Annotated in this window: 26 protein-coding genes; 14 read left to right on the top strand and 12 right to left on the bottom strand. The window is 52.4% G+C overall.

Translation table 11 applies throughout. The features are described 5' to 3' along the window. The first annotated feature begins 166 nt into the window (after positions 1-166). The 3 genes from EG028_RS15005 to EG028_RS27895 all read left to right on the top strand — a co-directional run bounded on the left by EG028_RS15005 (position 167) and on the right by EG028_RS27895 (position 4,188). Positions 167-1,252: an SGNH/GDSL hydrolase family protein gene (locus EG028_RS15005; protein WP_120517049.1), complete on the top strand. Its 1,086-nt coding sequence runs from the start codon at positions 167-169 to the stop codon at positions 1,250-1,252. Positions 1,253-1,294: 42 nt separating this feature from the next. Then, on the top strand, positions 1,295-2,083 hold the full coding sequence (locus EG028_RS15010) for a TIGR00266 family protein (protein WP_120517048.1): 789 nt from the start codon (positions 1,295-1,297) through the stop codon (positions 2,081-2,083). 713 nt (positions 2,084-2,796) lie between these two features. Beyond that, positions 2,797-4,188 carry a 2'-5' RNA ligase family protein gene (locus EG028_RS27895; RefSeq protein ID WP_241559123.1) on the top strand — a complete coding sequence of 464 codons (1,392 nt, stop codon included), beginning with the start codon at positions 2,797-2,799 and terminating at the stop codon, positions 4,186-4,188. A gap of 190 nt (positions 4,189-4,378) precedes the next feature. Here the strand turns inward: EG028_RS27895 and EG028_RS15025 are convergent, their stop codons facing one another. The 4 genes from EG028_RS15025 to EG028_RS15040 form a co-directional block, all read right to left on the bottom strand. Next, on the bottom strand, positions 4,379-5,356 hold the full coding sequence (locus tag EG028_RS15025) for a FecR domain-containing protein (protein WP_162946497.1): 978 nt from the start codon (positions 5,354-5,356) through the stop codon (positions 4,379-4,381). A 65-nt stretch (positions 5,357-5,421) separates the two neighbouring features. After that, the gene (locus EG028_RS15030) at positions 5,422-6,042 is read right to left on the bottom strand and encodes an RNA polymerase sigma factor (RefSeq protein WP_120517046.1); all 621 of its coding nucleotides are present in this window, start codon (positions 6,040-6,042) and stop codon (positions 5,422-5,424) included. A 13-nt stretch (positions 6,043-6,055) separates the two neighbouring features. Beyond that, complete coding sequence (locus EG028_RS15035; RefSeq protein ID WP_120517045.1) at positions 6,056-6,817, bottom strand: head GIN domain-containing protein; 762 nt, start codon at positions 6,815-6,817, stop codon at positions 6,056-6,058. A gap of 168 nt (positions 6,818-6,985) precedes the next feature. Next, a complete protein-coding gene (locus tag EG028_RS15040) occupies positions 6,986-7,300 on the bottom strand; it encodes a carboxypeptidase-like regulatory domain-containing protein (RefSeq protein ID WP_120517044.1) in 315 nt (104 codons plus the stop codon). Positions 7,301-7,807: 507 nt separating this feature from the next. On the opposite strand from EG028_RS15040, the gene EG028_RS15045 reads away from it, so the two are divergent. From EG028_RS15045 to EG028_RS15055, 4 genes are all read left to right on the top strand, one after another. Beyond that, positions 7,808-9,655 carry a 2-oxoacid:acceptor oxidoreductase subunit alpha gene (locus EG028_RS15045; protein ID WP_120517043.1) on the top strand — a complete coding sequence of 616 codons (1,848 nt, stop codon included), beginning with the start codon at positions 7,808-7,810 and terminating at the stop codon, positions 9,653-9,655. Between the two features lie 96 nt (positions 9,656-9,751). Further along, positions 9,752-10,369 carry a DUF6134 family protein gene (locus EG028_RS15050; protein ID WP_120517042.1) on the top strand — a complete coding sequence of 206 codons (618 nt, stop codon included), beginning with the start codon at positions 9,752-9,754 and terminating at the stop codon, positions 10,367-10,369. A 132-nt stretch (positions 10,370-10,501) separates the two neighbouring features. Next, positions 10,502-10,621, top strand: coding sequence for a DUF5993 family protein (locus tag EG028_RS28085; RefSeq protein WP_394364023.1), 120 nt, complete (start codon positions 10,502-10,504; stop codon positions 10,619-10,621). After that, positions 10,618-11,166: a disulfide bond formation protein B gene (locus EG028_RS15055; protein WP_120517041.1), complete on the top strand. Its 549-nt coding sequence runs from the start codon at positions 10,618-10,620 to the stop codon at positions 11,164-11,166. Before EG028_RS28085 ends, EG028_RS15055 begins: the two co-directional genes overlap by 4 nt. A 49-nt stretch (positions 11,167-11,215) precedes the next feature. Here EG028_RS15055 and EG028_RS15060 read toward each other — a convergent pair whose 3' ends face one another. From EG028_RS15060 to gldA, 7 genes are all read right to left on the bottom strand, one after another. Beyond that, positions 11,216-12,406: a Gfo/Idh/MocA family protein gene (locus tag EG028_RS15060; RefSeq protein ID WP_120517040.1), complete on the bottom strand. Its 1,191-nt coding sequence runs from the start codon at positions 12,404-12,406 to the stop codon at positions 11,216-11,218. A 24-nt stretch (positions 12,407-12,430) separates the two neighbouring features. Beyond that, positions 12,431-13,612 (bottom strand): nucleoside permease, encoded by a 1,182-nt coding sequence (locus EG028_RS15065; RefSeq protein ID WP_120517039.1) that lies wholly within the window; start codon positions 13,610-13,612, stop codon positions 12,431-12,433. A gap of 173 nt (positions 13,613-13,785) precedes the next feature. Beyond that, complete coding sequence (nth, locus tag EG028_RS15070; RefSeq protein ID WP_120517038.1) at positions 13,786-14,433, bottom strand: endonuclease III; 648 nt, start codon at positions 14,431-14,433, stop codon at positions 13,786-13,788. A 12-nt stretch (positions 14,434-14,445) separates the two neighbouring features. Further along, positions 14,446-14,598: a hypothetical protein gene (locus EG028_RS27700; RefSeq protein WP_162946495.1), complete on the bottom strand. Its 153-nt coding sequence runs from the start codon at positions 14,596-14,598 to the stop codon at positions 14,446-14,448. Positions 14,599-14,833: 235 nt separating this feature from the next. Further along, positions 14,834-15,148 (bottom strand): FtsB family cell division protein, encoded by a 315-nt coding sequence (locus EG028_RS15075; RefSeq protein WP_120517036.1) that lies wholly within the window; start codon positions 15,146-15,148, stop codon positions 14,834-14,836. Between the two features lie 91 nt (positions 15,149-15,239). Continuing rightward, entirely contained in the window at positions 15,240-16,532 is a 1,293-nt protein-coding gene (gene eno / locus EG028_RS15080; RefSeq protein ID WP_120517035.1) for a phosphopyruvate hydratase, read from the bottom strand. A gap of 80 nt (positions 16,533-16,612) precedes the next feature. Beyond that, positions 16,613-17,515, bottom strand: a complete 903-nt coding sequence (gene gldA / locus EG028_RS15085) for a gliding motility-associated ABC transporter ATP-binding subunit GldA (protein ID WP_120517034.1) — start codon at positions 17,513-17,515, stop codon at positions 16,613-16,615. Between the two features lie 341 nt (positions 17,516-17,856). On the opposite strand from gldA, the gene EG028_RS15090 reads away from it, so the two are divergent. The 5 genes from EG028_RS15090 to EG028_RS15110 all read left to right on the top strand — a co-directional run bounded on the left by EG028_RS15090 (position 17,857) and on the right by EG028_RS15110 (position 23,027). After that, complete coding sequence (locus EG028_RS15090; RefSeq protein WP_120517033.1) at positions 17,857-18,516, top strand: kinetochore Spc7 family protein; 660 nt, start codon at positions 17,857-17,859, stop codon at positions 18,514-18,516. A 5-nt stretch (positions 18,517-18,521) separates the two neighbouring features. Continuing rightward, positions 18,522-19,508: a PspA/IM30 family protein gene (locus EG028_RS15095; RefSeq protein ID WP_120517032.1), complete on the top strand. Its 987-nt coding sequence runs from the start codon at positions 18,522-18,524 to the stop codon at positions 19,506-19,508. 108 nt (positions 19,509-19,616) lie between these two features. Beyond that, complete coding sequence (locus tag EG028_RS15100; protein ID WP_120517031.1) at positions 19,617-21,383, top strand: OmpA family protein; 1,767 nt, start codon at positions 19,617-19,619, stop codon at positions 21,381-21,383. 58 nt (positions 21,384-21,441) lie between these two features. Continuing rightward, positions 21,442-22,224, top strand: a complete 783-nt coding sequence (locus EG028_RS15105; RefSeq protein ID WP_120517030.1) for an ABC transporter permease — start codon at positions 21,442-21,444, stop codon at positions 22,222-22,224. Next, positions 22,224-23,027, top strand: a complete 804-nt coding sequence (locus EG028_RS15110) for an ABC transporter ATP-binding protein (protein ID WP_120517029.1) — start codon at positions 22,224-22,226, stop codon at positions 23,025-23,027. The genes EG028_RS15105 and EG028_RS15110 overlap by 1 nt, the downstream gene beginning before the upstream one ends. Before the next feature lie 55 nt (positions 23,028-23,082). On the opposite strand, the gene EG028_RS15115 is transcribed toward EG028_RS15110, so the two are convergent. Beyond that, positions 23,083-23,490, bottom strand: a complete 408-nt coding sequence (locus tag EG028_RS15115; protein ID WP_120517028.1) for a DUF4332 domain-containing protein — start codon at positions 23,488-23,490, stop codon at positions 23,083-23,085. A 123-nt stretch (positions 23,491-23,613) separates the two neighbouring features. Here EG028_RS15115 and EG028_RS15120 point away from each other — a divergent pair, with 123 nt between their 5' ends. Next, positions 23,614-25,305: a M23 family metallopeptidase gene (locus EG028_RS15120; protein ID WP_120517027.1), complete on the top strand. Its 1,692-nt coding sequence runs from the start codon at positions 23,614-23,616 to the stop codon at positions 25,303-25,305. 7 nt (positions 25,306-25,312) lie between these two features. Continuing rightward, positions 25,313-26,674, top strand: a complete 1,362-nt coding sequence (bcp, locus tag EG028_RS27705) for a thioredoxin-dependent thiol peroxidase (RefSeq protein WP_185096820.1) — start codon at positions 25,313-25,315, stop codon at positions 26,672-26,674. Positions 26,675-26,950 lie beyond the last annotated feature (276 nt).

Below are 26,950 nucleotides of genomic sequence, written 5' to 3' on the forward strand. Positions count from 1 at the left end.
AATAATCAGAGCAAACAGTGTAACAGTTGTAGGTTAACAAGTACCGTCCCGATTCCTCGGGACGGTTTTTTTTATGCCCGTCCGCAACAGCTTTGCCGTTCCTCCAGCCGGAATAGAATCTGCCGGGAATTATTATTATTTTTCACGGACCTGAAAACAATTACCCATGCGATTATTTTTTCTACTGCTACTCTGTACTACCTGCGCCTTTGCCCAGGAAGGACCCGTCTACACGGACGCCCGTAATTTCCAGTTCATCGGCAAAGGGCTGCCTACAAACCCTGTGTATGTAAGGCTGGACACGGTGCAGACCAAACCCATGACCGACGCGGTGAAATACCTGAGCACGCACAGCGCGGGCATTGCCGTACTGTTCCGGACCAATTCCCCGTATATCCACGCCCGTTGGAAACTGATCAGGGGAATGTTTTACACCAATATTTCTCCCATCGCCCATAGCGGGCTGGACCTCTATTGCCTGAACAAAGGCCGCTGGCAATGGTGCGGCGTAGGCCGCCCGGGTGATAAAGACACATTGAATAACGGGCCGCTGGTGGCCAACATGGATACCACCATGAAAGAGTTCCTGCTATACCTGCCTACCTACAACCAGGTGACCTCGCTGGAAATAGGCGTGGCGCCCGGTGCAACCCTTTCCCGGATAGAAAAGCCGGCGGTTGATACCACCCGCCGCGTGGTGATTTACGGTTCCAGCATTTTACAGGGCGCTTCCGCGGGCCGGCCAGGCATGGCTTACCCGTCCATCCTGCAACGCAGGACCGGCTGGGAGTTTATCAATCTTGGTTTCAGCGGGAACGGAAAGATGGAATTCCCTGTGGCGGAGCTGCTGGCTACCATGCCCGCGAAGGTGTTTGTACTGGATTGTATCCCGAACCCGTCTGCGGAGGAGATCAGAACAAGAGCTTACCCTTTTATCAAACACCTGCTGGACAAACGCCCGGAAGTGCCCATTTTGCTGGTGGAAGCAGCGATCCGCGAGCATGGATATTTTGATCAGAAAGTTGCCCAGGTTTCAAAAGATAAAAACGATGCTATCCGGGAAGCCTATACGAAACTGAAAAAAGAGGGGTATAAACAACTGTATTATCTGCCCGCCACCGACCTGACCGGGCATGATCACGAGGGCACGATAGACGGTGTGCATCTCACGGACCTGGGCTTTATGCGGCAGGCGGAAGTGATGTTGCCGCTGCTTGAACAGTTGATGAAAAAATCCGTTCGGGTGAAATGACCAAATTCGTACCTTGCTACTTCTTAAAAGGCAATTTAACCTATGCTTAAAAATCACGAGATCGACTACCGGATTCACGGTGAGGAGATGCAAATAGTAGAAATAGAACTGGACCCTCAGGAGAGTGCTGTAGCGGAAAGCGGCAGCTTTATGATGATGGACATGGAAATCAAAATGGAAACCCTTTTTGGAGACGGCTCCGGGGCGCAGCAGGGCTTTTTTGGCAAGCTGATGAGCGCCGGCAAACGCCTGATCACGGGGGAAAGTCTATTCATTACCGCGTTTACTAATACGGGCCAGGGGAAAAAACGCGTGAGCTTTGCCGCGCCTTACCCCGGCAAGATCATTCCCATGGACCTGCGTTTGCTGGGCGGGAAAGTGATCTGCCAGAAAGATGCTTTCCTTTGCGCCGCGCGCGGCGTAAATGTGGGGATCGAGTTTCAGCGCAAGCTGGGTACCGGCATCTTCGGCGGCGAGGGTTTTATCATGCAGAAGCTGGAAGGCGACGGCCTGGCGTTTGTACACGCCGGCGGTTATGTAATAGAAAAAGAGCTGCAGCCCGGGGAAGTTTTGAAGGTAGATACTGGCTGCGTGGTGGCGTATACCCAGCAGGTAGACTTTGATATCGAGTTTATCCGCGGGGTGAAAAACATGGTGTTTGGTGGCGAAGGCCTGTTTTTCGCGGTGCTGAGAGGCCCGGGAAAAGTGTGGCTGCAGAGCCTGCCGATCAGCCGTTTGGCAAGCAGGGTACTGGCTTACGGCACCGGCGCAAGAAAAGAAGAAGGCAGCATACTGGGCGGGCTTGGAAACCTGCTGGATGGAGACAGGTAATATACGTAATTGAATTTCAATAACTTAAGGCAGAGCTGCGGGGAGAGCAGGGAACCATCTCCCCGCGATGCCATATCGTTGACATCCCGTTATCTTTGAAAAAAAGTCCGCCGTTCATCGATTTTTGCAAATTATTAACGAACAGATTGGTACTATTGTCTTAATATTGCCCGGAGGCTTAACCAGATACACCGGATTTTTTTGTATATTAGAGTCTGAACAGCGGCTGGCACTGTGTGGGTGCCACTACAGTAATATCACTGGCGCGGATGAAAGACAATTTATCCTGGTGCTATGAATAAGAATTGAAAAACTTACTCATGTTGAAAAATTCAGGTGAATCCAAGGCATGATGACAAATCCAGGTATTATTAACGGTAGCCCTATAAGCGGTTTTAGGATGAGATTCCGGTTAACCATAAACAACTACCTTAAATTTCCTGTCGAGATGGCTGAGAGGTATAATTTTAAAATTTCCGCGAAAAAATTGTAATGCAAGCGGCGCTAAATTATCTTTGCTGTTCCGAGAAAAATGTTAGAGAAATAAGTATTAAACGGAAGCCGGTATTTTGTATTCAGACAGATACGATTAATTATCCCGACGTTATGCGGGTGAACGCACCGGCGCCCAGATTATAAAACCTAAACAAGTAGGTGAATTTCATTTTTATGAAATCATTGAAAATTGCTTCAAACACGCTTAATCAAGTAAGATGAATTTTGAGAGAAACGAACGCCCCCGAAAGTATTCTCCTGGCTACAACAGAGATCAGCAAGAACCCAACCAAGACCAGGAAGGCGGTTATTCCAAGAAACCCGAATTTGGCAAAGACGAAGACCGTCCCCCGCGTACTGATGGCGGCTATACTCCACGTGAAGGCGGTTATCGCCCCCGTACAGACGGTGGTGGTTATACTCCCCGTGGCGGCGGCATGAACAACAGCAACCCGGGAAGTGAAGGTCCCAATTTTAACCGTGAAGGCGCATACAACCGTGAAACCGGTGGTTACACTCCCCGCAACGAAGGCGGCGGCGGCGGTTACCGTGGCGGCGGTGGTGGTGACTACAATCGCGACCGTGGTGGCGATGGTGGTGGTTACAACCGTGACCGTGGCGGAGACGGCGGCGGCTACAATCGTGGCGGCGGCGGTTACGACCGTGGTGGCAGCGGCGGCGGTGGTTATGACCGCGGCGGTGGCGGCGGATACGGCGGTGGTGGTGGTGGTTACGACCGCGGTGGCGGTGGTGGCGGCTACAATCGCGGCGGTGGCGGCGGCGGATACGACCGTGGCGGTGGTGGCGGTGGCTACGATCGCGGTGGTGGCGGCGGCGGATATGACCGTGGCGGCGGCGGTGGTGGTTACGATCGCGGCGGTGGCGGCGGTGGTTACAACCGTGGCGGCGGCGGTGGCGGAGGCTACAATCGCGGCAGTGGCGGCGGAGGTTTCAATCGCGGCGGCGGAGGCGGAGGCTTCAACCGTGGCGGTGGAGGCGGAGGTTTCCAGCGCAGCCAGGGAAGGCCCGGTGGCTTTAACCGCGCACCCAAACCAGATAATAAGATCTATTTCATTGCCCTTCTGCCCACAGCCGAAGTAGGTAAAGAGATCATCAAAATAAAACAGGATTTCGCAGAACAGTACGGCCCGCTGTACGCACTGAAAGTACTCCCGCACATTACTCTGCAGGTGCCTTTCACCGCGGATCCCAGCCTGGAAAGAGCTTTCTGTGAAGAACTGACCGAATTCGCCAAAACACAGGCGCCTTTCGAAGTAACACTGAACGGCTTCGGTACATTCCCGAACAAACAGAACCGCGTTCTCTTCATCAATGTGGAGAAAAGCGAGACGATGAGCGCAATGCACCGCCAGCTGATCAACTTCCTCAGGAAAGAATTCGGCTTCAGCACCATGCTGGCACGTACCGGCTTTACGCCGCACGTAACCGTAGCCTTCAAAGACCTTGAAGATGCACAGTTCGAAAAAGCATGGCCTGAGTACGAAAACAAAGAATACACAGCTTCTTTCAAAGTGAACAACCTGTACTTCCTGCGCCACAACGGCAAATCATGGGAAGTGCTGCAGAAATGCAAACTGGGCGGCGCTTAAGAATAGATAGCTATCCATATTACGATCCGGGTCTTTTACAGACCCGGATTTTTTTTGCCCGTTAGTAAGCAGCACCATAACTTCCCGCAATATTTCCGGAGGCACCTTATAATGGAACAATCCCTGTGTACTGCTACACAGGGATTGTTCCATTATAATAAAAGCCTTTGCAGAGCTGGTAGGTAGATTTTTACCGGCTGATTCTGTACACGTCTTTTTCTTCTTCGCTGATCTTTACTTCCGCTGTTTTGGAGATCACGTCCAGCACTTCAGTCAGGGCGGGATCGTCAAAGGTTCCTGTATAGTTGAGATTTAATAATGAGGGGTCCGATACAATGAAGCGTATGTTGAAGTAGGCTTCTATAGCGCTGAGCGTTTTGTACAGGGGCACGTTACTAAAATACAGCCGGTTCTCTTTCCAGGCCATAAAATTAGGATCGGAATTCTGGATCTGCCGCGGTTCTTTGTCGGTCTGCAAGATGGCGGTATGACCGGCGGTGAGCACCAGCGCGCCATTATCGCCTTTTTTGCCTGAGAAGGCTACTTTTCCGGTTACCACATCCAGCTGTACGGGTTTGTCATCGTATGCCTTGATCACAAAGGTAGTGCCCAGGACTTTGGTTTGTGAGGCGCCGGCGGCCACGATAAAGGGATTGGCTGCATCGGCGGCCACGTCAAAAAAGGCTTCGCCTTTCAGCTGCACGGTCCGGTTATCGTCTCCAAAGCTGCCGTTGTAGGCCAGCTGGCTGTTCCGGTTCAGGTATACCTTGCTGCCATCGGGGAGGGTAAAGGTCTTTTTGCCGTTATCAGCGGTCAGCACCGTTTCCTTGTTGCGTTGTATCAGGGTGAAAGTGAGGCCGGCGGCGGCTACTATCACGATCGCCGCTGCGGCCATACGCCACCAGGAGCTGCGGCGGGTCACTACACGGAGGGGCGCCGGTGCGGTAAGGTTTTCGGAAAACCTTTGCCAGTTGCGTTCCACATCGGGCTCTGGCATTTCGGACCAGGCCCCGGCGGCCAGGTCCCAGGTATCTTTCAGGGATTCATAGTAGGCCTGGTTGGCAGGGTCTGCTTCCAGCCAGGATTGTAACTGCCCCATCTCCTCCGCGGTGATCTCTCCCTCGATTTCCCGGGCAATCAGTGTGTCAATATGATCGTTGCTCAACATGCTTGATGCTATTACGAAGATTATCTGTTTAAACTTTCTTTCAGGTTGATATAAAGGGCTGCGGCTCATTCCAGGAATTCTTTCAGGGATACCCGCAATTTCTTTAGTGCTGTTATCATCTGGTTTTCCACCGTTTTGACGGAGAGTTGCAGATGTTGTGCGATCTCTTTATAACTCATTTCTTCGAACCGGCTCAGGATAAATATCTCCCTGCATTTCTCCGGCAGTTGGTCCACCGCTTCCCTGATCCGCTGCTTCGTTTCTTTCACGTGCACGGTGGGGGCGGTGGTGCGGAGGTCTTCCACGGCAGGGCTCAGTTCCTGGTGGGTGCCTCCGCGGCGTTTGTTTTTGTCTATATGGTCAAGGGCCATGTTCACCGCGGCGCGGTGGAGGTATGCTTTGAAGTACACCTCGTTCAGCTGGTCGCGGCGGTTCCATATCTTGATAAAAACTTCCTGCGCCAGGTCTTCCGCAGTGGCCATGTCCGGGATGAGCCGGTAGATGGACTTACAGACGAGGGGGAAATATGTTTTGAAAAGCGCCTCCATAAACTGGCGCTCATCTTCCTGCAAAAGGCTTTGTAACCGTGCATTTTCGGGCATGGTGCAAAAATAGCCTTTATGCTGGTTTTCCGCATGTACATTCATGGCGGGAGCAGGATGTGACAGTAGTGCAATAGCTTTCATGAAATATATTGGCCTATAACTTTATTACCTTCCCTGAGCCGGCGATGCGCGTGTTTACCGTGCCGGGCGAGCCTTTGTAACGGATGTTGCCGCTGCCGCTGATCCTTGCGTCCAGGCGGTCCGTCACCCAGATGGTCTGGCTCCCGGAGCCGTCTATATGGATATCCGCGGTGGAGGTCATGAGGTCCGGGGCATGCAGGTCGCCGCTGCCGTTGATCTCAGAGAAACATGCGTTGGATTTCCCTTCCAGCCGCAGGTTGCCTGAGCCATTGATATACGTCCGCACTTCGTTCGCATCCAGCTTCAGGTCCGCATCCGCGCTGCCGTTGATCTCGTAGGTGAAACTGCTGGTCCTGATGGTATCTGGCCCGGTAAGCGAACCGGAGCCGGAAAAGGTGATCTTTTTGTAGGTTTCGCTTTGGAGATACACGTGAATGGGGCGGTACCGCTTGAGATTCACGCCGTTACGGATCTTTACGCGCAGGGTGGTGCCGTTCACGTGCGTTTCGATGATGCGCATCACATTGTCTTCAGCCTCAACCTTTAAGGGCAGCTGCTGACCTTGTTTTATATGAATTTCAACGGGGCCTTCAATGGTGACCTCGTCAAACCGGTCCACCGGTCTTTCTTCTGTAATTACGCGGCCCGAGCCGTATACATTTTCGTGGGCGCAGCCGGTGAGGATCATGCCGAATATGACCAGCAGGCAAAGGATAAGGCCCACGCTGAGGCCGCTGTACGTGAAAATCGTTTCTTGTTTAACCGTCATTTTCATATCAAAGTGTTTTTAGGGGGTAAGCCACAATGATGACTTCCCTAAAATGACGGGAAAAGGGAAGGGCACCCCTAGATGCCTTTAAAAAAAGCCCCGGGCATGCCCAAAAAAAGAAGCCGGACTCTGAATGGATCAGAGCCCGGCTTGATTAACCCCTATGAAAACCAACTATTGCGCTAATTTGATTTCACCGAGATCGGTTGCTTTACCGTCTTCAACTTTCACGTCGGTGATAGTTGCATCTTTAAACGGTTCTTTTGCGTCAACGATTACGGTGTAAGTACCTGCTTTTGCAGCGGCGAATGAAAATGCACCGTCAGCAATGGCTGTTTTCAGTGTGTCCGTGCCAGACACTGCCCAGGCTTCGGTAGCGCCGTCAGCGGGTACTACTTTACCGGAAATAGAGCCATCAAATCCTTTGAAGGCGAATGCGCCGAAAGCTACGGCCGCAACTGCTAACAGGCTTAATTTTGCTTTTTTCATAGCATACAATTTTTAAAAGGTTTAATAATAAAGAATGGTTCAAGTAATGATGTTTTCGATAAAGGATAGTTTTTAAATGTTGATGAAAAGCTTGTCTTCTCTCAGTTTTTTGCAATTACCATGCCATAACACGAAAATGTGATCATTTAACATTTCTTTAAAGAAGCTTTAACACTAAGGGTTTCAGCGGATTACTTAAATAAGTAGTTTTCGTGTGCCCATGCCTGTTATATAAGGTAAAACCTTACTGACAAATGGTTTGAGGCAATATGCAAAGAACATGGTGTAAGACTTTTTCTCACGGTCTTAATACCAACAAATATGTTGCCAAACAAACAACAGTAAGCCTCCGGAGTGTCCTCTATCCCTTGCCAGTATTGAATTACAGGAAATTTTAAGAAAAGTCTACCGGGTTTGTGTACTTTTGCGCGATGAAGGGGGAGGAACTTTACGGTTGATTCCCTAATTTTACAGACTTATATATACCTAATCAATAAAGAACAGTCAATGTCCAATAAAACGATACAACAGATAGAGGATGTAGTGATAAAATTCGCGGGAGACAGCGGGGACGGGATGCAGCTGACAGGTACCCAGTTTTCCAATAATACCGCGCTCATCGGCAACGACCTGAGCACTTTCCCTGATTTCCCCGCCGAGATCCGCGCCCCGCAAGGGACCCTGCCCGGCGTTTCAGGCTTCCAGCTTCATTTTTCCTCCAACCGCATATTCACCCCAGGCGATGCCTGCGACGTGCTCGTAGCCATGAACGCCGCGGCCCTCAAAGCCAACCTAAAAGGCCTGAAAAAAGGCGGTATCATCATCGCCAATACAGACGGCTTCGATTCCAAGAACCTCCGCCTGGCCAATTACCCGGAAGGCATCAACCCCCTGGAAGACGGCTCACTCGTTGATTACCAGCTTCATACCATGGATGTGACCAAGATGACCCGCGAGGCGCTCAAGGAAACCAGCCTGGGCATGAAGGAAAAAGACCGCGCCAAAAACATGTTCGTGCTCGGCTTCCTGTACTGGCTCTACGACCGTGATATGCAGAGCACGGTGAACTTCCTCACCGAAAAATTTGGTAAAAAGCAGGACATCCTGGACTCCAACCTGAAAGTGCTGCAGGCCGGTTACAACTTTGCAGACACCGTGGAGGCCTTCTCCACCCGTTATAAAGTGGAAAAAGCCCGTATGGAGCCCGGCACCTACCGCAGCATCACCGGGAACACCGCCCTGGCCTACGGCCTCATCGCGGCCTCCCAGAAGGCGGACCTGCCCATTTTTCTCGGTACTTATCCCATCACCCCGGCTTCGGACATCCTGCATGAGCTGAGCCGCTACAAAAACTTTGGTATCCGCACCTTCCAGGCGGAAGACGAAATAGCCGGTATCACCTCCGCCATTGGCGCCTCTTATGGCGGCCACATGGGGGTGACCACCACTTCCGGCCCCGGTATGGCCCTGAAAGGCGAGGCTATGGGCCTGGCCGTGATGCTGGAGATCCCCCTGCTGATCATAGACATCCAGCGCGGCGGCCCCTCCACCGGTCTTCCCACCAAGACGGAACAATCAGACCTCTTACAGGCATATTACGGCCGCAACGGGGAATGCCCCATGCCGATCGTATCCGCATCCACCCCTTCGGACTGCTTCGACGGCATTTTTGAAGCGTTCCGGATCGCCATCAGGCATATGACCCCGGTGATCTTCCTCAGTGACGGATATATCGCGAATGGCGCCGAACCCTGGAAGTTCCCGCAAAGCGCGGACCTGCCGGCCATCGAAGTGAAGTTCAAAAAAGGGCTGGACGAAGGCGAGGACACCTACCTGCCCTACCAGCGCGACGAGAACCTGGTGCGCCCCTGGGCCATCCCCGGCACCCCCGGCCTGGAACACAGGATCGGCGGGCTGGAAAAACAGAATATTACCGGAAACGTGAGCTACGATCCCGAAAATCACCAGGTGATGGTGAAGATCCGCCAGGAAAAGGTAGATAAGATCGCGGACCATATTCCGTTACAGAAAATAGAAGTAGGTCCTGAAAAAGGGAAAGTGCTGGTACTGGGCTGGGGCTCCACTTTCGGAGCGATCAAAAGCGCCGTGCTGGAACTGCTGGCGGAAGGTCACGAGGTGGCCCACGCACACCTGCGCCACCTGCGCCCCTTCCCTAAAAACCTGGAAGAAATATTGCACAGCTACGACCATGTCCTGATCCCCGAGATCAACAACGGTCAGCTGATACGGATCATCCGGGACGAATTCCTCATCCCCGCCCAGGGTTATAACAAGATCATGGGTGTGCCCATCACGAAAGGTGAGCTGGTGGCGAAGATCCGTGAGTTATTATAATTATCCGGGAGTAGCAATTGCCGGTTAGGGCATCACTGCCGTAGCTGGTAATTGCTATTTTCGTATATTGCTATACGTAATATAACGACCCATGCCATGCACAGTACCCTCAGAACATACGGTTTGATACGGGCAGCCCTGATCCTTTTATGCGGGATCATCCCTTTCCTGGCTGCTGCTCCGGCAGACGGGCAGACCAGCAAATATGAGATCAGGTATGGCAACAATGCCATCGGGCAGCTGAATGTAAAACAGGAAACCTCCGGCAATAACAGGAAGATCAGTATTCAGAGCCGGGTGCAATCCAAGTTTTTCCAGCGTATGGAGCTGGACATACTCGCGGAATATCATCACGATATCCTTTCCCGCTCCAGGGTTACCCGCCTGTCCACCGAACAGGAAACATTGACCGAAAAGACAGAAAAAGGATATACTGTTCTCCGCAAAGGCGATAAAAAATCCGTGATAACCGATCCGCAGATCACTTTCTGCGTGAGTGATCTCTATTTTAATGAGCCGCGCGACGTCAAACGGGTGTATTCCGAAACCCTGGGCCGCTTCCTGGAGGTAAAGTTGTTGCCTGATAAACGTTACGCGTTGCTGATGCCCGAAGGGAAGAAAAATATTTACCGGTACGACAAAGGCCGCCTGACGGAAGTGGAGATCAACCACCAGCTCGGGAAAGCCTGGTTCAAACTACTGGAATACAAATAGTCGCAACATTCGCTCTTGAATGTTGTTTAATGCATATAGAGCCTGTTTACTCCGCCGCCGCTAAGCACACACCTGCTGAATAAAATATAGCCGCTTATGATGGTGCTATTGTTTCTGATATTGGCCTTGTCCATGTTATTTGCCCGCAAGGGAAATTACACGTTTGCTGTTGCCGGCTTTTTCCTGCTGCTGATACTCTCCGTATGCTGGTTCATCTTCCACATTTCTGACCCCATAAACATCAACTTATGAAAGGGACCGGTAAAATGCGGAATGTGAATGCCATCGGGGCTTTCGGGCTGGGCGCCGTAGTTACGGGCGCATATATTTTCCAGTTTGTGCTGCATGAGCTGCCTTGCCCTTTGTGCCTGTTGCAACGGATCGGTATGCTGGGAGCGGCTTTCGGCCTGCTGATGAATGTCCGTTTCGGGCTGCGGCCCGCGCATTACGCGATGGCCATCCTCAGCGCGCTGTTTGGCGCCGCCGTATCTATCCGCCAGGTATTGCTGCACATTGTGCCGGTGGCGGGCCAGCCCACGGGTTATGGCTCGCCCGTTCTCGGGCTGCATGTGTACACCTGGGCATTGCTGATATTTATTGTTACTGTTATTGTCGTTGCCTGCCTGATGCTTTACAACCGCCAGTTCCGCGACAGCCGGGTGATGCCGCTCACCGGCTTCCAGCAGTTTGTGTTCTGGTTTATTATCGTTCTCGCCGTGGCCAATGCTATCACTACTTTCCTGCAATGCGGCATCATGCCCTGCCCGGACAACCCGGTAGAATATAAATTACTGTAAACAAAAAAGCCGGCGCAATGGCCGGCTTTCCTGCAATATTTAAAGGGAATCAGATCACTTTCTCTACGATCTGCCCTGTTTTTTTATCTTTCAGTATCAGCTTCTGGCTGCCGAAGTGGGTCATTTCTTCCTTGATGAGGTAGAACTGCTCGTTGTAGCTGGTGAGCGGCTTTTCTTTCTCCACGCCTTCTTTTCCGCGCCATACATCCAGCTTCACCGGTTCCCACTGTTTGGAGGCGGAGGAGCGGTAGCAGGCGTCCAGCACGGCATTTACGATGTAACCGTCGTAGAAGGTTTCCTGCGGAGCGCGGCCTTCTTCCACCGCGTTGAACATATCGGCGAACATATGATTATACCCCAGCTCGTTCAGTTCATCGCCTACGGGGAACAGCCAGCCGGTATTGCTTTCGGCTTTTTCCGCTACGTAATCCGCGCCTTTGCCGGTGGTGAACATATCGAAACCGGTGCGCAGGAAGCTGTTCAGCCAGATGGTGCCTTCTGAGCCCATCACCTCGTCGCGGAGGTCCAGGCCGCCGCGGAAGGTCCAGCTTACTTCAAACTGGCCGATGGCGCCGTTCTCATATTTCACCAGGCCGATGGCATGATCTTCCGCATCGATGGGTTTCACCTGCGTGTCCGACCAGCACATCACTTCAATGGGTTTGATGTCTTTGCCGATAAAGCTGCGGGCGATTTCCACGCAATGGCAGCCGAGGTCCAGCATACAGCCGCCGCCGGCCTGCTCTTTGTCCCAGAACCATTCGCTGTGCGGGCCGGGGTGCGTCTCCCGGGACTTGGCCCAGAGGATGCGGCCGAGCGCGCCGCTTTTCACGGAGGCGAGGGCTTTGAGGAATTTGGGCGTGTATACGAGGTCTTCAAGATAACCGTTGAAGATGCCGGCTTTTTCCACGGCATCCATCATCCTTTTGGCTTCTTCGGCGTTGCGGCCGAGGGGTTTGGTGCACATCACGGCTTTTTGGGCCTTACAACAGGCCAGTACGGCCGCTTCGTGCAGGTTATTGGGAAGGGAGATACATACCATATCCACGTCCGGGTGGTTGATGGCTTCTTCCATGTCCGTGGTCCAGTGGTCGCATTTGTAATCCGCTGCAAACTTCTTCGCGCTTTCTTCCCTGCGTGAGTAGATGCTCACGATCTTGTCCCTGCTGCGTTGCCCCTGTAGTGAGTCAGCATAGAACCGCCCGATAAAGCCGGAGCCCAGCATTGCAATTTTCGCCATAATAATTAGGTGTTTTTATATGTTTCAGACTGGTTTTTTGTCCCTGAAGGCGATGATAAAATACACCAGCACGGCGGCGGCGATGTATACCGGTATCATCCAGATGGCCTGCCAGTCCCGCACGGTGTTGATGGTATAAAAGTCCGCCACCATCCCGCTGAACCAGTTGCCGATCACCATGCCCAGCCCGTAGGTGGCAAAGGTGAACAGTCCCTGCGCGGCGCTTTTGATCTTGTCGCCCGCCCTGCTTTCCGTGTACAGGTAGCCGGTCACAAAAAAGAAATCGTAACAGATACCGTGCAGGACGATGCCGCCGTAAAGCATCCAGAGGTTGGCCCCGCTGTCCCCGTAGGAGAACAGGATATAACGCAATACCCAGGCGATCATGCCCAGGAGCAGCATCTTTTTCACCCCGATCCTTTTGAGCAGTAAAGGAATGGCGAGGATAAACAAGGCTTCGGATATCTGTCCCAGGATCATTTTCCCGGCTGCGTTTTCCATGCCTGCTTCGTTGAGGAAGAGGTTTGCAAAGCTGTAATAGAAGCTCAGCGGGATGCAGATGAGCACGGCGGCTATAAAAAATACGAGATAAGAGCGGTTTTTGAACAATACAAACGCTTCCGTGCCGATGGCGCTGCCGGTAGTGGCTGCGGCGCCCTGCGGCGGCGTATTGGGCAGGCTGTAGCTGAACAGGCCCAGCAGCAGGCTGGCCGCTGCGGCGATATAAAAGATGTTGGCCGTTTTTTCGATACCCAGGTTGCCGATCAGCAGGCCGCCCGCGATCCAGCCTACGGTGCCGAGCATACGAACGACCGGGAATTCCTTGGCCGGGTCTTTCATCTGCTGGAATGCCACGCTGTTGCTCAGCGCGATGGTAGGCATATACAGCAGCGAATAGATCAGGATGATGCCTATAAAAAGAGGATTGGACGTTGTAACGGTGGCGAGGAAAAGGAATGCCGCGCCGGCGAGGTGCAGCGCGCCCATGATCTTTTGCGCGGAAAAATAACGGTCCGCGATCCTGCCCACAAAAAAGGGGGAGATCATGGTGGCTACGGCCAGCGCCCCATAGGCATAGGTGATCTGTTTGCCGGTGGAGCCGAGATTGGCAACCATATAACTGTTCATGGATACATACCATGCGCCCCAGATAAAGTACTGGAGAAACATCATGAAGGATAGCTGGAATCTGGTATTGTTATTCACGTCGTGGAGGGTTTTGATCTTTCAAGATAATGAAAAACCTTTCAGCCCGCAACGTGAAAATTGCCGTTTCGCAAGCCGCTGCAAAGAAATGTAACACCGGCTGTACGAAATGTTGCTTCAACCCCGCGCGATGCCGTAGAGTACCACGGGAGGCGGCAACGCTTATACGAAAACTAATACGCCTTGATAAGCTGCTGGTAATATTTGCAGGCGGGTCTCAGGCCGCATTCCCCGCATTTGGGGCTACGGGCCACACAGATGTACCGGCCGTGCAGGATCAGCCAGTGATGGGCGATATAGATCTTTTCTTCGGGGATCATTTTGATGAGCTGCAATTCGGTTTGCAGGGGCGTTTTGGCGTTGGTGGTAAGGCCTATGCGGGCGGCCACCCTGAACACGTGTGTGTCCACGGCCATGTTCGGCTGCTGGTGCACTACGCTGGTGATCACATTGGCCGTTTTGCGGCCCACGCCGGGCAGTTTTACCAGCTCGGGCACCGTCTCCGGTATTTCACCATTGAAGTCCTCCATGACCATATTGGCCATGCCGATGAGGTGTTTTGTTTTGTTGTTCGGGTAACTGATACTGCGTATCAGCGGGAAAAGGTCGTCAAACGTCGCTTTGCTGAGTGCGGGGATGTCCGGGTATTTTTCGAAGATGGCCGGGGTGGTCATATTCACGCGTTTGTCCGTGCATTGGGCAGACAGGATCACGGCTACCAGCAACTGGTAGGGATTGTCGTACATCAGTTCCGTTTCAGCATTGGGGGCATGTTTTTCAAACCAGTCTATTACGAACTGGAATCGTTCCTTTTTGGTCATGCCTGCAAAATACTAAAACCGGCGCTCTTCCTCTACGCTTTGCGCATAATCGAAGATGGCCACGAGGGTTGACGGACGGGGGGAATATTGAACCTTGTTCAATATCTGTAAGGTCTGCAGGTGCAGCTTTTCCTCTTCACGGGCTAATTCGGTATTCTCTTGCATATGTTTCCCTTCCGGGTCGGTTACAGCACAGTTAGGAGTAGAAACAGGGAGTGTAAAATTGCTCATGCGTTTGATTGTTAGTTTAAATGGATGTTCTCGGCAACGTCTGTTGCAAATAAACGATAACAGTTAAATAACGAAGAATGGCTGGATAGTATTGTCAATTTAAGCTATTTTTTTCAAAACAGCAATTTTTTAACAATACGAGTGGGTTGAAAGTCAGGTAGTTAGGGAATCAATTGGTTTTGGGGGGTACGGGCACGATAAACAGGTCTTCATCGTCCTTTTTCATCCGGTATTGTTCCCGGGCGAATTTTTCGAGCTTTTCGGGGCTGGAAAGCAGTTCGTACTGGTCCTGCCGGGCACGTTCTATTTCCTGCTGGTAAAAGGTTTTCTGGTTTTCAAGCTGGTTCACTTCTGAATACAGCTCGTATTGGGCGAGGAAGTTGTGGCGGTCCAGGAACACGAGCCAGGCAAGGAAGAGGATACCCGCTACAATGTATTTGTTGCGGAGCCAGGCAGGCACTTTAAATCGCTTCTTCGTTTCCATGTTCGCCGGGTTTTAAGATCAGGGTACCGCATAAACGGTACCCTGAATGAGTTGTATTGACCACTAAAAAATAAACGCCGTAATCCGGATATTATTTCTTACCAAATTTAATTGAATTTTTCGGATAAAACGCGCTGCTGTCCAGTGCTTCTTCGATGCGGAGCAGCTGGTTGTATTTGGCCATACGGTCGGTACGGCTGGCGGATCCGGTTTTGATCTGGCCGCAGTTCAGCGCCACAGCGAGGTCCGCGATGGTGGTATCTTCGGTTTCGCCGGAACGGTGGCTCATGATGGAGGTATAACCCGCCTTGTGCGCCATGGATACCGCGTTGATGGTTTCAGTCACGGTGCCGATCTGGTTTACTTTTACCAGGATGCTGTTCGCGATCTGCTGGTCGATACCTTGTTTCAGGCGTTTTACGTTGGTTACGAACAGGTCGTCGCCTACCAGCTGGCAGGTGGAGCCGATGGATTCGGTCAGTTTTTTCCAGCCGTTCCAGTCATCTTCCGCCATACCGTCTTCGATGGAGAGGATGGGGTATTTTTTGGTCCACTCTGTCCAGTAAGCCACCATCTCATCGCTGGAGATGATCTTCTGTGAGCTTTTGTAGAACTTGTACGTGTTGTCTTTATCGTTATACATCTCGCTGCTGGCTGCGTCCAGGGCGATGCCGATCTGGCTGCCCGCTTTGTAGCCTGCTGCTTCGATAGCCAGCAGTACGGTTTCGATGGCTTCTTCGTTGCTCTGGATCTCAGGAGCAAAACCGCCTTCGTCGCCTACGTTTGTGCTGTAACCTTTCTTTTTCAGCACGGATTTCAGGTGGTGGAAGATTTCCACGCCCCAGCGGAGGCCTTCAGAGAATGAATCGGCGCCTACGGGCACGATCATAAATTCCTGGAAGTCGATCTTGTTATCCGCGTGCGCACCGCCGTTCACGATGTTCATCAGGGGGATAGGGAGGGTGGTAGCGTTTACGCCGCCGAGGTAGCGGAACAGGGGCAGGCCGAATGCTTCGGATGCTGCTTTGGCTACGGCCATGGATACGGCCAGGGTAGCGTTTGCGCCCAGTTTGGCTTTATTTTCGGTACCGTCCAGTTCAATCAGGAGTTTGTCCACGCCAGCCTGGTCGCTGATGTCCCAGCCGATCAGCTCGTCCGCGATCACTTCATTTACATTGGTCACCGCTTTGATCACGCCTTTCCCAAGGTATGCACCTTTGTCACCATCACGCAGCTCCACCGCTTCGTGTTTCCCCGTGGAAGCGCCTGATGGCACTGCGGCCCTGCCTACGTGGCCGTCTTCCGTGGTTACGTCTACTTCCACCGTGGGATTGCCGCGGCTGTCTAAAATCTGTCTGGCATGGATCTCTGAAATGATACTCATGGGTAAAATTTTTTATTGTAAAATGTAAGAAAAAGTGAATCCGATCCGCCGGCGGGCGTCATCCCCCACCTGCTTTACCACTAGTTTGTCAACTCCCTGAACACATCTTCCAGCGACTGCGAATTGCTGTGCAAAGAAAGGATGTTCCGGTTATTTATCAAAGAGAATTGCATGAGGTTTTTGCGTACTGTTTCCGCGTCCTGGGTATACAACCGCCATACATGCCCTTCTGCGGCCACTGCGCGGGTCACCCCGGGCAGCTGTTCCAGTTCTTCCACGGTGGCGGCTTCCCCAAAAGTAACCTGAATATAACCGCTGGCCCCCTGCCGGAGGGCGCTGATGGCATCGTCCGCAATGATCTTTCCTTTGTTAATGATCATCACCCGGCTGCACATCGCCTCCACTTCCTGCATGATATGGGTGCTGAGCATCACGGTTTTATCCTGCCCAAGCTCCCTGATCAGGTGGCGGATCTCCACCAGCTGGTTCGGGTCCAGGCCGGAGGTAGGCTCGTCCAGGATCAGCACTTCGGGGTTGTGCAGCAGCGCCTGGGCCAGGCCTACGCGCTGTTTGTACCCTTTGGACAGGGCGCCGATCTTTTTATGCTGCTCCGGCGTAAGGCCCGTGCGGCGGATCATATCGGAGATCAGCTGCCCGCTTTGCGCGCCCAGCTTGTGCATACCGGCTGAAAACTCAAGGAATTCCCGGATGTACATATCCGGGTAAAGGGGATTGGCTTCGGGGAGGTAACCTACGCGCCTGCGCACTTCCATGGTGCTTTTAAGCACGTCGAAGCCGCAAACGGCCGCCTCTCCTTCGGTGGGAGGCAGGTAACCGGTAATGATCTTCATAGTGGTGGACTTCCCGGCGCCATTGGGCCCCAAAAAGCCCACTATCTCGCCTTTCCGCAGCTCAAATGAGATGCCGTCCACTGCTTTTTGCTCTCCATACAGCTTGGTAAGCTGCGAAACCTTTATAGACATGGGTACTTTTTGCGGTGTCTAAATTAATTGAAAAAAATAGTTAACCACTAATTCCGGTGCCTCCAAGGTATAAAATTTCGAATGCGCAGGCCCCCGGGGTAATGGATTTTCGTTAAGGATGCCCCTGGATTATTGATTTTCAATTAAAACCAGGGCGTTACGAAGCCCTGAAATTTGACATGTATGGGAAAATGTGTAATTTTACACCTACAATAATTACTACGATGTAGACACTGCCTCTGCGGCAAACACATACTCCGCTCCGCCTTTAGTTATATATTTACACAATACCTGTGTAAAGCTAGTATACCCGACTATTACCTAAACTTCCAATCTTATCAATGGCTAACTTTCTTAAGAAGGCATTGGGTCTTTTCGTGGAATTCGAACCCAATGAACCGCAGCATCCGGGCACGCCCGCCAGGGATAACCTTGCCCAGAAATTCCCGTTGAGCAGCCCAAAACAGGCCGCCGCCAATCTAAGCGACGAAGAGCTGGACAAATTTGACCAGCACTTTACGCGCCTTTTTGAAAGCAGCAACCTGCCAGGGCCGGACTATTTCGAGTTCTGGCGCATGATGGAAACGCTGGAAGCGCACGTGCCGGACGAAAAGGCCCGCATCGGCGCCGTATTCGCCACGCTCAGCATCCAGGGGCTTACACGGGACAAACTGCTCGAAACCGCGGGCCAGTACAAAACCATGGTGGAAAAAGACCGCGCCGAGTTCGACAAGGCGGCGGATGACAAGGCCGCCAGGGAAGTGGAAGGCCGCGTGCACCAGATCGCACAGTTCGAAAAGGACATCGCGGAAAATTCCAAAAAGATCCAGGAACTGACGGAGGCGATCAACAAAGCGCAGGCGTCCATGAAAGAGCTGAAGGACCAAGCGGCCGCCCACGAACAGAAGATCGCCGCCAGCCGCCAGGGGTACGACATCGCCTGCGACGCCATGATCAATAAAATTTCAACCGACATTCAGAAAATTCAAACATCTATTTAACCTGTATGGAAACAAATTACTTTCCTGCTGAGTCAGGACAAAAACTGAAATCTTACTGGAACCGCCCTGGTGGCAAGTTCGGTATCTTCATCGGTCTCGGCCTGCTGGTACTGGTCGGGTATTATGTGATCCCCATCCTCACCAAAGTGGTGTGGAACACCCTGAACTTCGGCATCGCCCTCGTGTGCCTGGGCGTATTCCTCTACTGCGTCACGCACCGCAAGCTGCGCCTGAGCCTCTTTTACCTTTATGAGTGGATCATGAAAAAACTCGTAGGCGTGGTGATAGAGCTGGACCCCTTCCTCATTGCCGAAGATTATATCGGCGATATGGAAGAACAGCGCGAAAAACTGTACAAACAGTCTATAGACGTGGATGCGCAGAAAGAAAAGATCGATATGAAGATCGATGAAAAGGAAAAAGATATGGCCCAGCTGATGAGCCGTGCAAAAGCCGCGCAGAGCAGCAACATGCTGCCCGAGCTGGGCAATGCCACCCGCCAGATAGCCCGTATCAAGGAATATATCCAGCAGCTGACCCCCATCAGGGACAACCTGGCCCGCATCGGCGACTACCTTACCAAGGTGCACAAAAACTCCGGGTACATGATAGAAGATGCGCGCAACGAACTGGAACTGAAAAAGGATCTTTATAAATCCGTTTCTTCCGGCAACAAAGCCCTTAGCTCTGCCCTGAAGATATTCAACGGTGACCCCGAGAAAAAACTGATGGTGGAACAGAGCATGGAATTCCTGAAGGAAGACATCGCTACCAAACTCAGCAGCATGAAAAAGGCGATCAACTACTCTACGGACTTTATGCGCTCCATTGACCTGGACAACGCTACCTACGAGCTGCAGGGCCTCCAGATGCTGGAAAGTTATGATCCGGACACGACCTATAAACTGGACGTGCAAAAATGGGAGCCGGACAATACCCCGCGCAAACCCGGTACTGTGCCCACGGATAATTATAATAATCTCCTGGATTGATAAGATAAGCAAACAGCCAACGAAACAACGGTTAGCCAATGGTGTGCCCGGCGGTATAACTGAAACGTATAAACGATCATTCAAACAACCTGTAAAACAAAACCAATTATGGCAATCAAAGTTAAACCCGGCGGTAAGGTGTTGGGCATCGTCCTGATCCTCGGCGGTATCTACGCAGCAAAAGTACTCTGGTGGGACAAGCGCCCCCAGGAAGCAAAGGCCTCTACCGAGATCGGTAAAGTGAGCCTGCCCGATGCTCCTGAAGCATCCCTTACCGGAAATGCAAGCAAACTGGAGCTCCCCGGCTCCGAAGAAGCCGCGAACGGCGGTACAAAAGTGAGCTGGAAGATCATGGCCTGGAACTCACAGTTCCCCCTGATGTATGCCAACGGCGGTGCAAAAACCACCAAAGGCTCACTGGTAGACAAAGCAAACATGCAGATCGAAGTAGTTCGCCAGGACGATTGTAACAAATCTATCGCGGACATGGTGAAATTTGCACAGGATTATAAATCGAACCCGAACACCACCGGCGTATTCGCTTCTTTTATGGGCGACGGTATGCCGATGTTCTTCGCCGCGCTGGCAAAGGAACTGGAGCCCCTGGGCCCCGAATACCAGCCGATTGCGTTTTACTCCATGGGTAAAAGCTACGGCGAAGACAAGCTGATGGGACCCGCCGAATGGAAGGTGGACCCGAAAAGCGCACAGGGTAAAACAGTAGCCTGCGTACTGCGCGACGGCGACATGAACATCCTCGTGAAATGGGCAGGCGACAACGGCCTGCGCGTGAACCCTGATGAAACTTCCTATGACAGGAACGCCATCAACCTGATCGCTGCAAACGACTTCCTGGACGCCGCCAATAAATACATTGCCGGTTATTCCGAAAGCCGCAAGATCATCGAAAACGGTAAAAAGATCGCGAAAGACACGACTGTAGGCGTGGACGGTGTTGCTACCTGGACGCCCGGCGACGTGAACATCGCGCAGAAAAAAGGCGGCCTGATCAACATCGCCACCACCCGTGAATACGCCGCACAGATGCCGAACATCACGATCACCATCAAGAAGTTCGCCAACGACCACCGTACAGACATCGAGAACCTGATCATGGCGCTGGCGCAGGCCGGCGACCAGGTACGTTCCTTCACCGATGCCAAGGCGTTCGCCGCCGATGTATCCGCGAAAGTGTACAACGAGCAGAACGGTGCATACTGGCTGAAATATTACAACGGCGGTGAAGAAAAAGACGCGCAGGGCGTGAACGTACACCTCGGCGGCTCCATGGCCTACAACCTGGCGGATGCCGCGAACATGTTCGGCCTGGGCGACGACAAGCTGGACCGTTACAAGATCGTATACGGCACCTTTGGCGACATCCTCGTAAAAATGTACCCTGAGCTGGTGCCTTCTTACCCGGTGTACAACAAAGTGGTGGACAAATCCTTCCTGGCTTCCGTAGTGAGCAATCACCCCGAGCTGCTTACCGGTACGGCCATCAAGGAGCAATACGCTGCCGAGATCACCAAGGAAGTGTCTTCCAAATCCGTACAGGTACAGTTTGAGACCGGTAGTTCCGTCATCAAACCTGAATCTTACGCCGTGCTGGACGACATCCTGAAAAGCGCCGTGGTAGCGGAAGGTCTGAAACTGGGTATCTATGGCCACACGGACAACGTGGGTAACGATGCCGCCAACATGAAACTTTCCAACGACCGCGCTGAATCAGTGAAAGCATACCTGCAGGGCAAAGGCCTGGCGGCTGCAAGGCTGGAATCCAAAGGTTTTGGCGCATCCAAACCTGAAGAAGACAACGGCACCGCGGCCGGCCGCGCGAAAAACCGCCGTGTGCAGATCGTACTGGGTAACTAATCTTTCTTTTCCATTGCCGGCTGTATCCGTACAGCCGGCAATGTCATAATCATGCTTCATGAATAAACTCAAAGCAATATTTGAACCGCTGCGGATGCTGGACAAACGGACCATGACCATCCTGCTGGTAGCGGAGGCCGCACTGGCCCTGCTGGTGTGGCAGCTGAGCGGCGGCGGGCTCATCCCCACGCCGGACAAGGTGCTGAAAGCCATCGGCACCATCTTCACGATGCCTGATTTTATTGACAACCTGTTTGCCAGTATTACGCTGACAGTAAAAGGCATGCTGATCTCCATCGTCATCGCGCTTATTATCAGCTACCTTTCCATCGTCCCGTTCTTCCAGCCCATCGCGCGGTTCGTGATCAAATGCCGTTACCTGACGCTGACCGGTCTCATCTTCCTGTTCACCCTGCTGACCCAGAACGGCGGGCAGCTGAAGCTGAGCCTGCTGATATTCGGTATTGTGCCGTTTTTTGTGACCACCCTGCTGGGTGTGATCGCGGATATCAACAAACAGGAGTTTGAGCTGTGCACCACGCTGCGGATGAACAGCTGGCAGAGCCTCTGGGAAGTGATCATCGTGGGCCGGCTGGACCAGGTGTTTGAAGTAATGCGGCAGAACTTTGCCATTGCATGGCTGATGATCACCTCCGTGGAAGGCCTGAGCATGAGCCAGGGCGGCCTGGGCGTGATGCTGATCAAAGCAAACAAATACGTGCAGCTGGACATCGTGTTCGGCACGCTTGTGATCATCTTTGCGCTGGGCATCTTCTTCGACTTTATCCTGGGGCTTTTCCGCCACTGGCTATTCCCTTACACTAAACTGCATACCCGCTGATGAACGCATATAGCAAAAACAAGGTATTGCTGAGCGCGGAGAACATCCACCTGCAATACGGCGAAAAAAAGATCCTGCGCGACGTGAACTTCAAGATCCACGACATCGTGCGGGAAGGTGTGCATCAGGGCCAGGTAGTGGCGCTGATAGGGCGGAGCGGCATCGGTAAAACGCAGCTGTTCAAAACCCTGTCCGGCCTGATACAGCCCACGGAAGGGACCGTAAGGATCGGGGAAGACCAGCATCCCGTCAAGGCGGGACAGGTGGGCATCGTACCGCAGAACTACATCCTGTTCAACCACCGCACCATTTACCGCAACCTGAAAATAGGGCTGGACAATGCGGACGTGAAGCTCACGGAAGAGGAAAAGAAACGTATCATCGAAGATTATGCGCAGACCTTTGAGCTGACGGAGCACCTGAACAAATACCCCGCCCAGTTGAGCGGCGGCCAGCGCCAGCGCGTGAGCATTATCCAGCAGGTACTGACCGGCAATAAATTTATCCTTTTGGACGAGCCTTTTTCAGGCCTGGACATCCTGATGGTGGACAAAGTGATACAGCTGCTCCTGAAGGTATCCACCCTCAGCGAGCACAACACGCTCATCATTGTAAGCCACGACATCGAAAATGCCACCGCCGTGGCGGACACGGTGTGGATACTGGGCAATGAGGATGGGAAGGCCGGGGCTACCATTAAAAAAGAATACGACCTGTGCGAACTGGGCCTTGCATGGCAACCAGAGATTCGCGCAGATCGTAAGTTTGTAGAGCTGATCAGTGAAATTAAAAAACAGTTGTAGGTTGATATCAGCAAGTTTAAAAAGGGACGGGCACACGCCGGTCCCTTTTTTTATTTTAATAGGTGAGGACAGGCTCCAGGTCTTTGGCCTGGTCTATCATCCCCTGGATTTCGGAAAGGGAGGGCACCCTGCCGCTGAGGTTTTTGGCGGCGTTCAGCTCGGATACTTTGGCGTGCAGGTTTTCGGCATTGCGGTTGCGCAGTTCCTTCACGGTATCTACCCCGGCTGCTTCCAGCAGTTCGGCAAACTGGTCGCCCACGCCGTTGATGCGCATAAGATCAGCATGGTTCACCCAGGTAAGTATCAGTGATTCCGGTATGCCGGTGGATTCGGACAGTTTGGTACGGCCGGACTTGGTGCCGCCGTCTTCCAGCAATTTAGCCACGGTATTGATGCCGATGCCTGTCAGTTTGCCTGCATAATTGGGACCAATCCCCTGGATCTCTTGAATCGGATAGCTCATAAGATTTGTTTTAGCAGTTCGGAAATTAACGAAAACGCATAACCTGCCCGAAAAAAATATGTTAAATCATGGTGAACCGGCTAAAATGATCTGCTAAAACCGCATAACTATTACATTTGCAGGATGAAAAGATCGATCGTACTCTTGCTTTTGTTACCAACCCTGCTTAAAGCGCAGCATCTCCAGGAAAAGCATTACCCGAAAGGATATTTCAGAAATCCCCTGAATGTGCCGATAGAACTGGCCGGGAATTTCGGTGAGCTCCGGCCGAACCACTTCCATTCCGGGCTGGACCTGAAGACCCAGCAGCGGGAGAACCTGCCGGTACATGCGGCGGCGGATGGATATGTGAGCCGTGTGGGCGTGAGCCACCTGGGTTTTGGCAACGTGCTGTACATCACTCACCCGAATGGTTACACGACCGTATACGCCCACCTGAACAAGTTTTATCCCCTGCTGGACGAGTACCTGACCCGTAAACAATACGAAACGGAAAGCTGGGCAACGGACCTGGTGATCCCCCCGAACCTGTTCCCCGTCAAAAAAGGTGATTTTGTAGCCTGGAGCGGCAACACCGGCGGCTCTGCCGGGCCGCACCTGCACTTCGAGATCAGGGATACCAAAACCGAGAAACCCCTGAACCCGATGCTTTTCGGCTTCAGCATTCCCGATACGCGGGCGCCGGAAATATCCCGTATCGTGATATACGACCGGACGCGCAGCCTGTACGAACAGACGCCCGTCACCATTCCCGTAAAACGCACCAAGACCGGTGAATACGTGGCATCCAGGCCGTTGGTAAAGGTTTCCACGAACAGGGTGGGCCTGGGCCTCAGCGCGCTGGACCGCCAGAGCAATTCCGCGAACCCGAACGGCATTTACGAAGCCATGCTGATCCGTGAAGGACAGATGGATTGCGGGTTCCAGCTGGACAATATCGGCTACGACGAAACCCGTTACCTGAACGCGCACATCGATTACAAACTGAAAAAGGGCGGCGGGCCTTATGTGCAGCTGCTGTTTGCCCTGCCGGGCAACCGCCTGGATATTTACCAGGACGGCACCGGGGACGGCGTCATAGACCTGAGCGACAAACAGCCCCACCCCGTGACCATCCGCGTAACGGACGCTTATGGAAACGCCTCCGACGTGAAACTGACGCTGCAGCAGGAAAGCGGCCCCGCCCCGGTGCCCACCTGCGCAAACCGCATGTACGCGGAAAGCCGGAATATCTTTGAAAACAACCAGGTGGAGTTTTTCCTCGAAGAAGGCAGCCTGTACGACGAGATCTGTTTCCGGTTCCTGGAGTTGCCCAATGCCACGGCATTTTCCAACACCTACCGGCTGCATACCGCGCTGGTGCCGGTCCATTTTAATTTCGGACTGCGCATCAGGCCCACCAAACCCGTACCGCTGGAGTGGCAGGATAAAATGGTGATCATCCGGAAAGGCCTGGGAGAAAGCGTATCCGCGGCTGTTCCGGAGAACGGCTGGTTCAAAGGCACCTTCCGCGACCTGGGGGATTTTTATCTTACAGTTGATACCACTGCTCCGCGCATCGCAGTGCTGGGTGCCATCAAGGCAAACGCAAACCTTTCAAAAACAGCGAGAATCGCATTTTCCATGAACGATGCCAATGGAATCAAAACCTACCGGGCGGAATTAGATGGAAAATGGTTGAGGTTATCGCGAAAAAGTAATGTACTTTCTTATAACTTTGATGAGCATTGTCCACCCGGTAACCATACATTGACGTTGACCGTTACTGACATTGCCAACAATCAAACCACATATACTTTACCGTTTAAACGCTAGTAAAACCATGACGCACCTCAAAGAAGGGGATATAGCCCCCGCATTTGCCGCCCTGGACCAGCATGGCAATACTGTTTCGCTGGCCGACTTTTCTGGAAAAAAAGTGATCCTTTACTTTTACCCCCACGACATGACCCCCGGCTGTACCACACAGGCCTGCAACCTGAGGGATCACCACTCGCAACTGATGAAAAAGGGCTATGCAGTGATCGGGGTAAGCGAGGATGACGAAAAAAGCCACAAAAAATTTGCAGACAAGTATGAGCTGCCTTTCCCCATCCTGGTGGACGAGAGCCATACGATCCTCAACGACTACGGCGTATGGGGAGAAAAGACCTTTATGGGCCGTACTTACGACGGTACGCACCGCACCACTTTCCTGATAGATGAGGAAGGAAAGGTTGCGCATATCATTCACGCCCCGAACAATGGTGATCACGCGCGCGAGATCATTGAACTGTGGGAAGGGAATACCGAAGGATGGGAGCCGGTTGTAAAACCTGAAGACCCCGCCGCTGAAGCGCCCGTGGCCGAAGTGGAAGAAGAAGAGGAAGAAGAAGAAGAAGAAGGCGTGGAAGTGGTGATGGATATTGTAGAGGAGGATGATGACGATACCGATGAACCCGCCGCCGCTCCTGCTGCCGCACCGGTAGCCGCTGCTCCTGAAAAGAAAGCCACCCCGAAAGCAAAAACTGCTGCTAAAGCCGCGCCGAAAGCGCCGGCAAAGGCTGCACCGAAGGCAAAAGCGAAGACTGCCGCGGCTCCGAAAGCAAAAGCGAAAACCGCTGCAAAAGCCGCCCCCAAAGCGAAAGCTAAAACAGCCGCCAAGGCCGCTCCGAAGGCTAAAGCCAAAGCTGCTGTGAAAGCAAAACCCGCCGCGAAAAAAGCAGCGCCTAAAGCCAAAGCGAAGGTTGCTCCAAAAGCCAAAGCCAAAGTAGCGCCTAAAGCAAAAGCTAAGACAGCTGTCAAAGCGAAAGTAGCTCCGAAGGCAAAGGCAAAAGTGGTAACAAAAGCCAAAGCCAAAGTAGCGCCTAAGACGAAGGCTAAGACGGCTGCCAAAGCGAAAGTAGCTCCAAAGGCAAAAGCAAAAGTGGTAGCAAAATCAAAAGCTAAAGTAGCACCTAAAGCAAAGGCTAAAACTGCCGCCAAAGCAAAAGTAGCTCCCAAGGCAAAAGCTAAAACCGCAGCAAAGGGCAAAATAGCGCCCAAAGCGAAAGTAAAAACCGCCGCGAAGGCAAAGGCCGCTCCTAAAGCAAAAGCAAAGGCTAAAACGGCTGTAAAAGCGAAACCGGCCCCGAAGGCAAAAGCCAAAACCGCCGCAAAAGCAAAGACAGCTTCTAAAGCCAAGGCAAAAGCCAAAAAACGCTAAGCATAAACAGATTATTAAAGAAAGCCGTTCCGGGATTCCGGAACGGCTTTTGTGTTTTAGTGGTCCGAGCCGTTATCTAAAACTATGCCCCTTAGTGTAAGGGCCTTTAGTAATGCGGGAAAATCTATCACAGAACTGACCTTGTTTGTGGCGTCGTTGTGAAAAGGTCGTCATTGCGTATTCTAAGATAAAGAGACTACCAAAAAAAAATTCAGGCCGCTGCTAAATAGTTCTTATCAAAAGGCGTTTGGCGTTTTATGACAGCAAACATTCTGT

The organism is Chitinophaga barathri, from assembly GCF_003807585.1.
Classification (GTDB): domain Bacteria; phylum Bacteroidota; class Bacteroidia; order Chitinophagales; family Chitinophagaceae; genus Chitinophaga; species Chitinophaga barathri.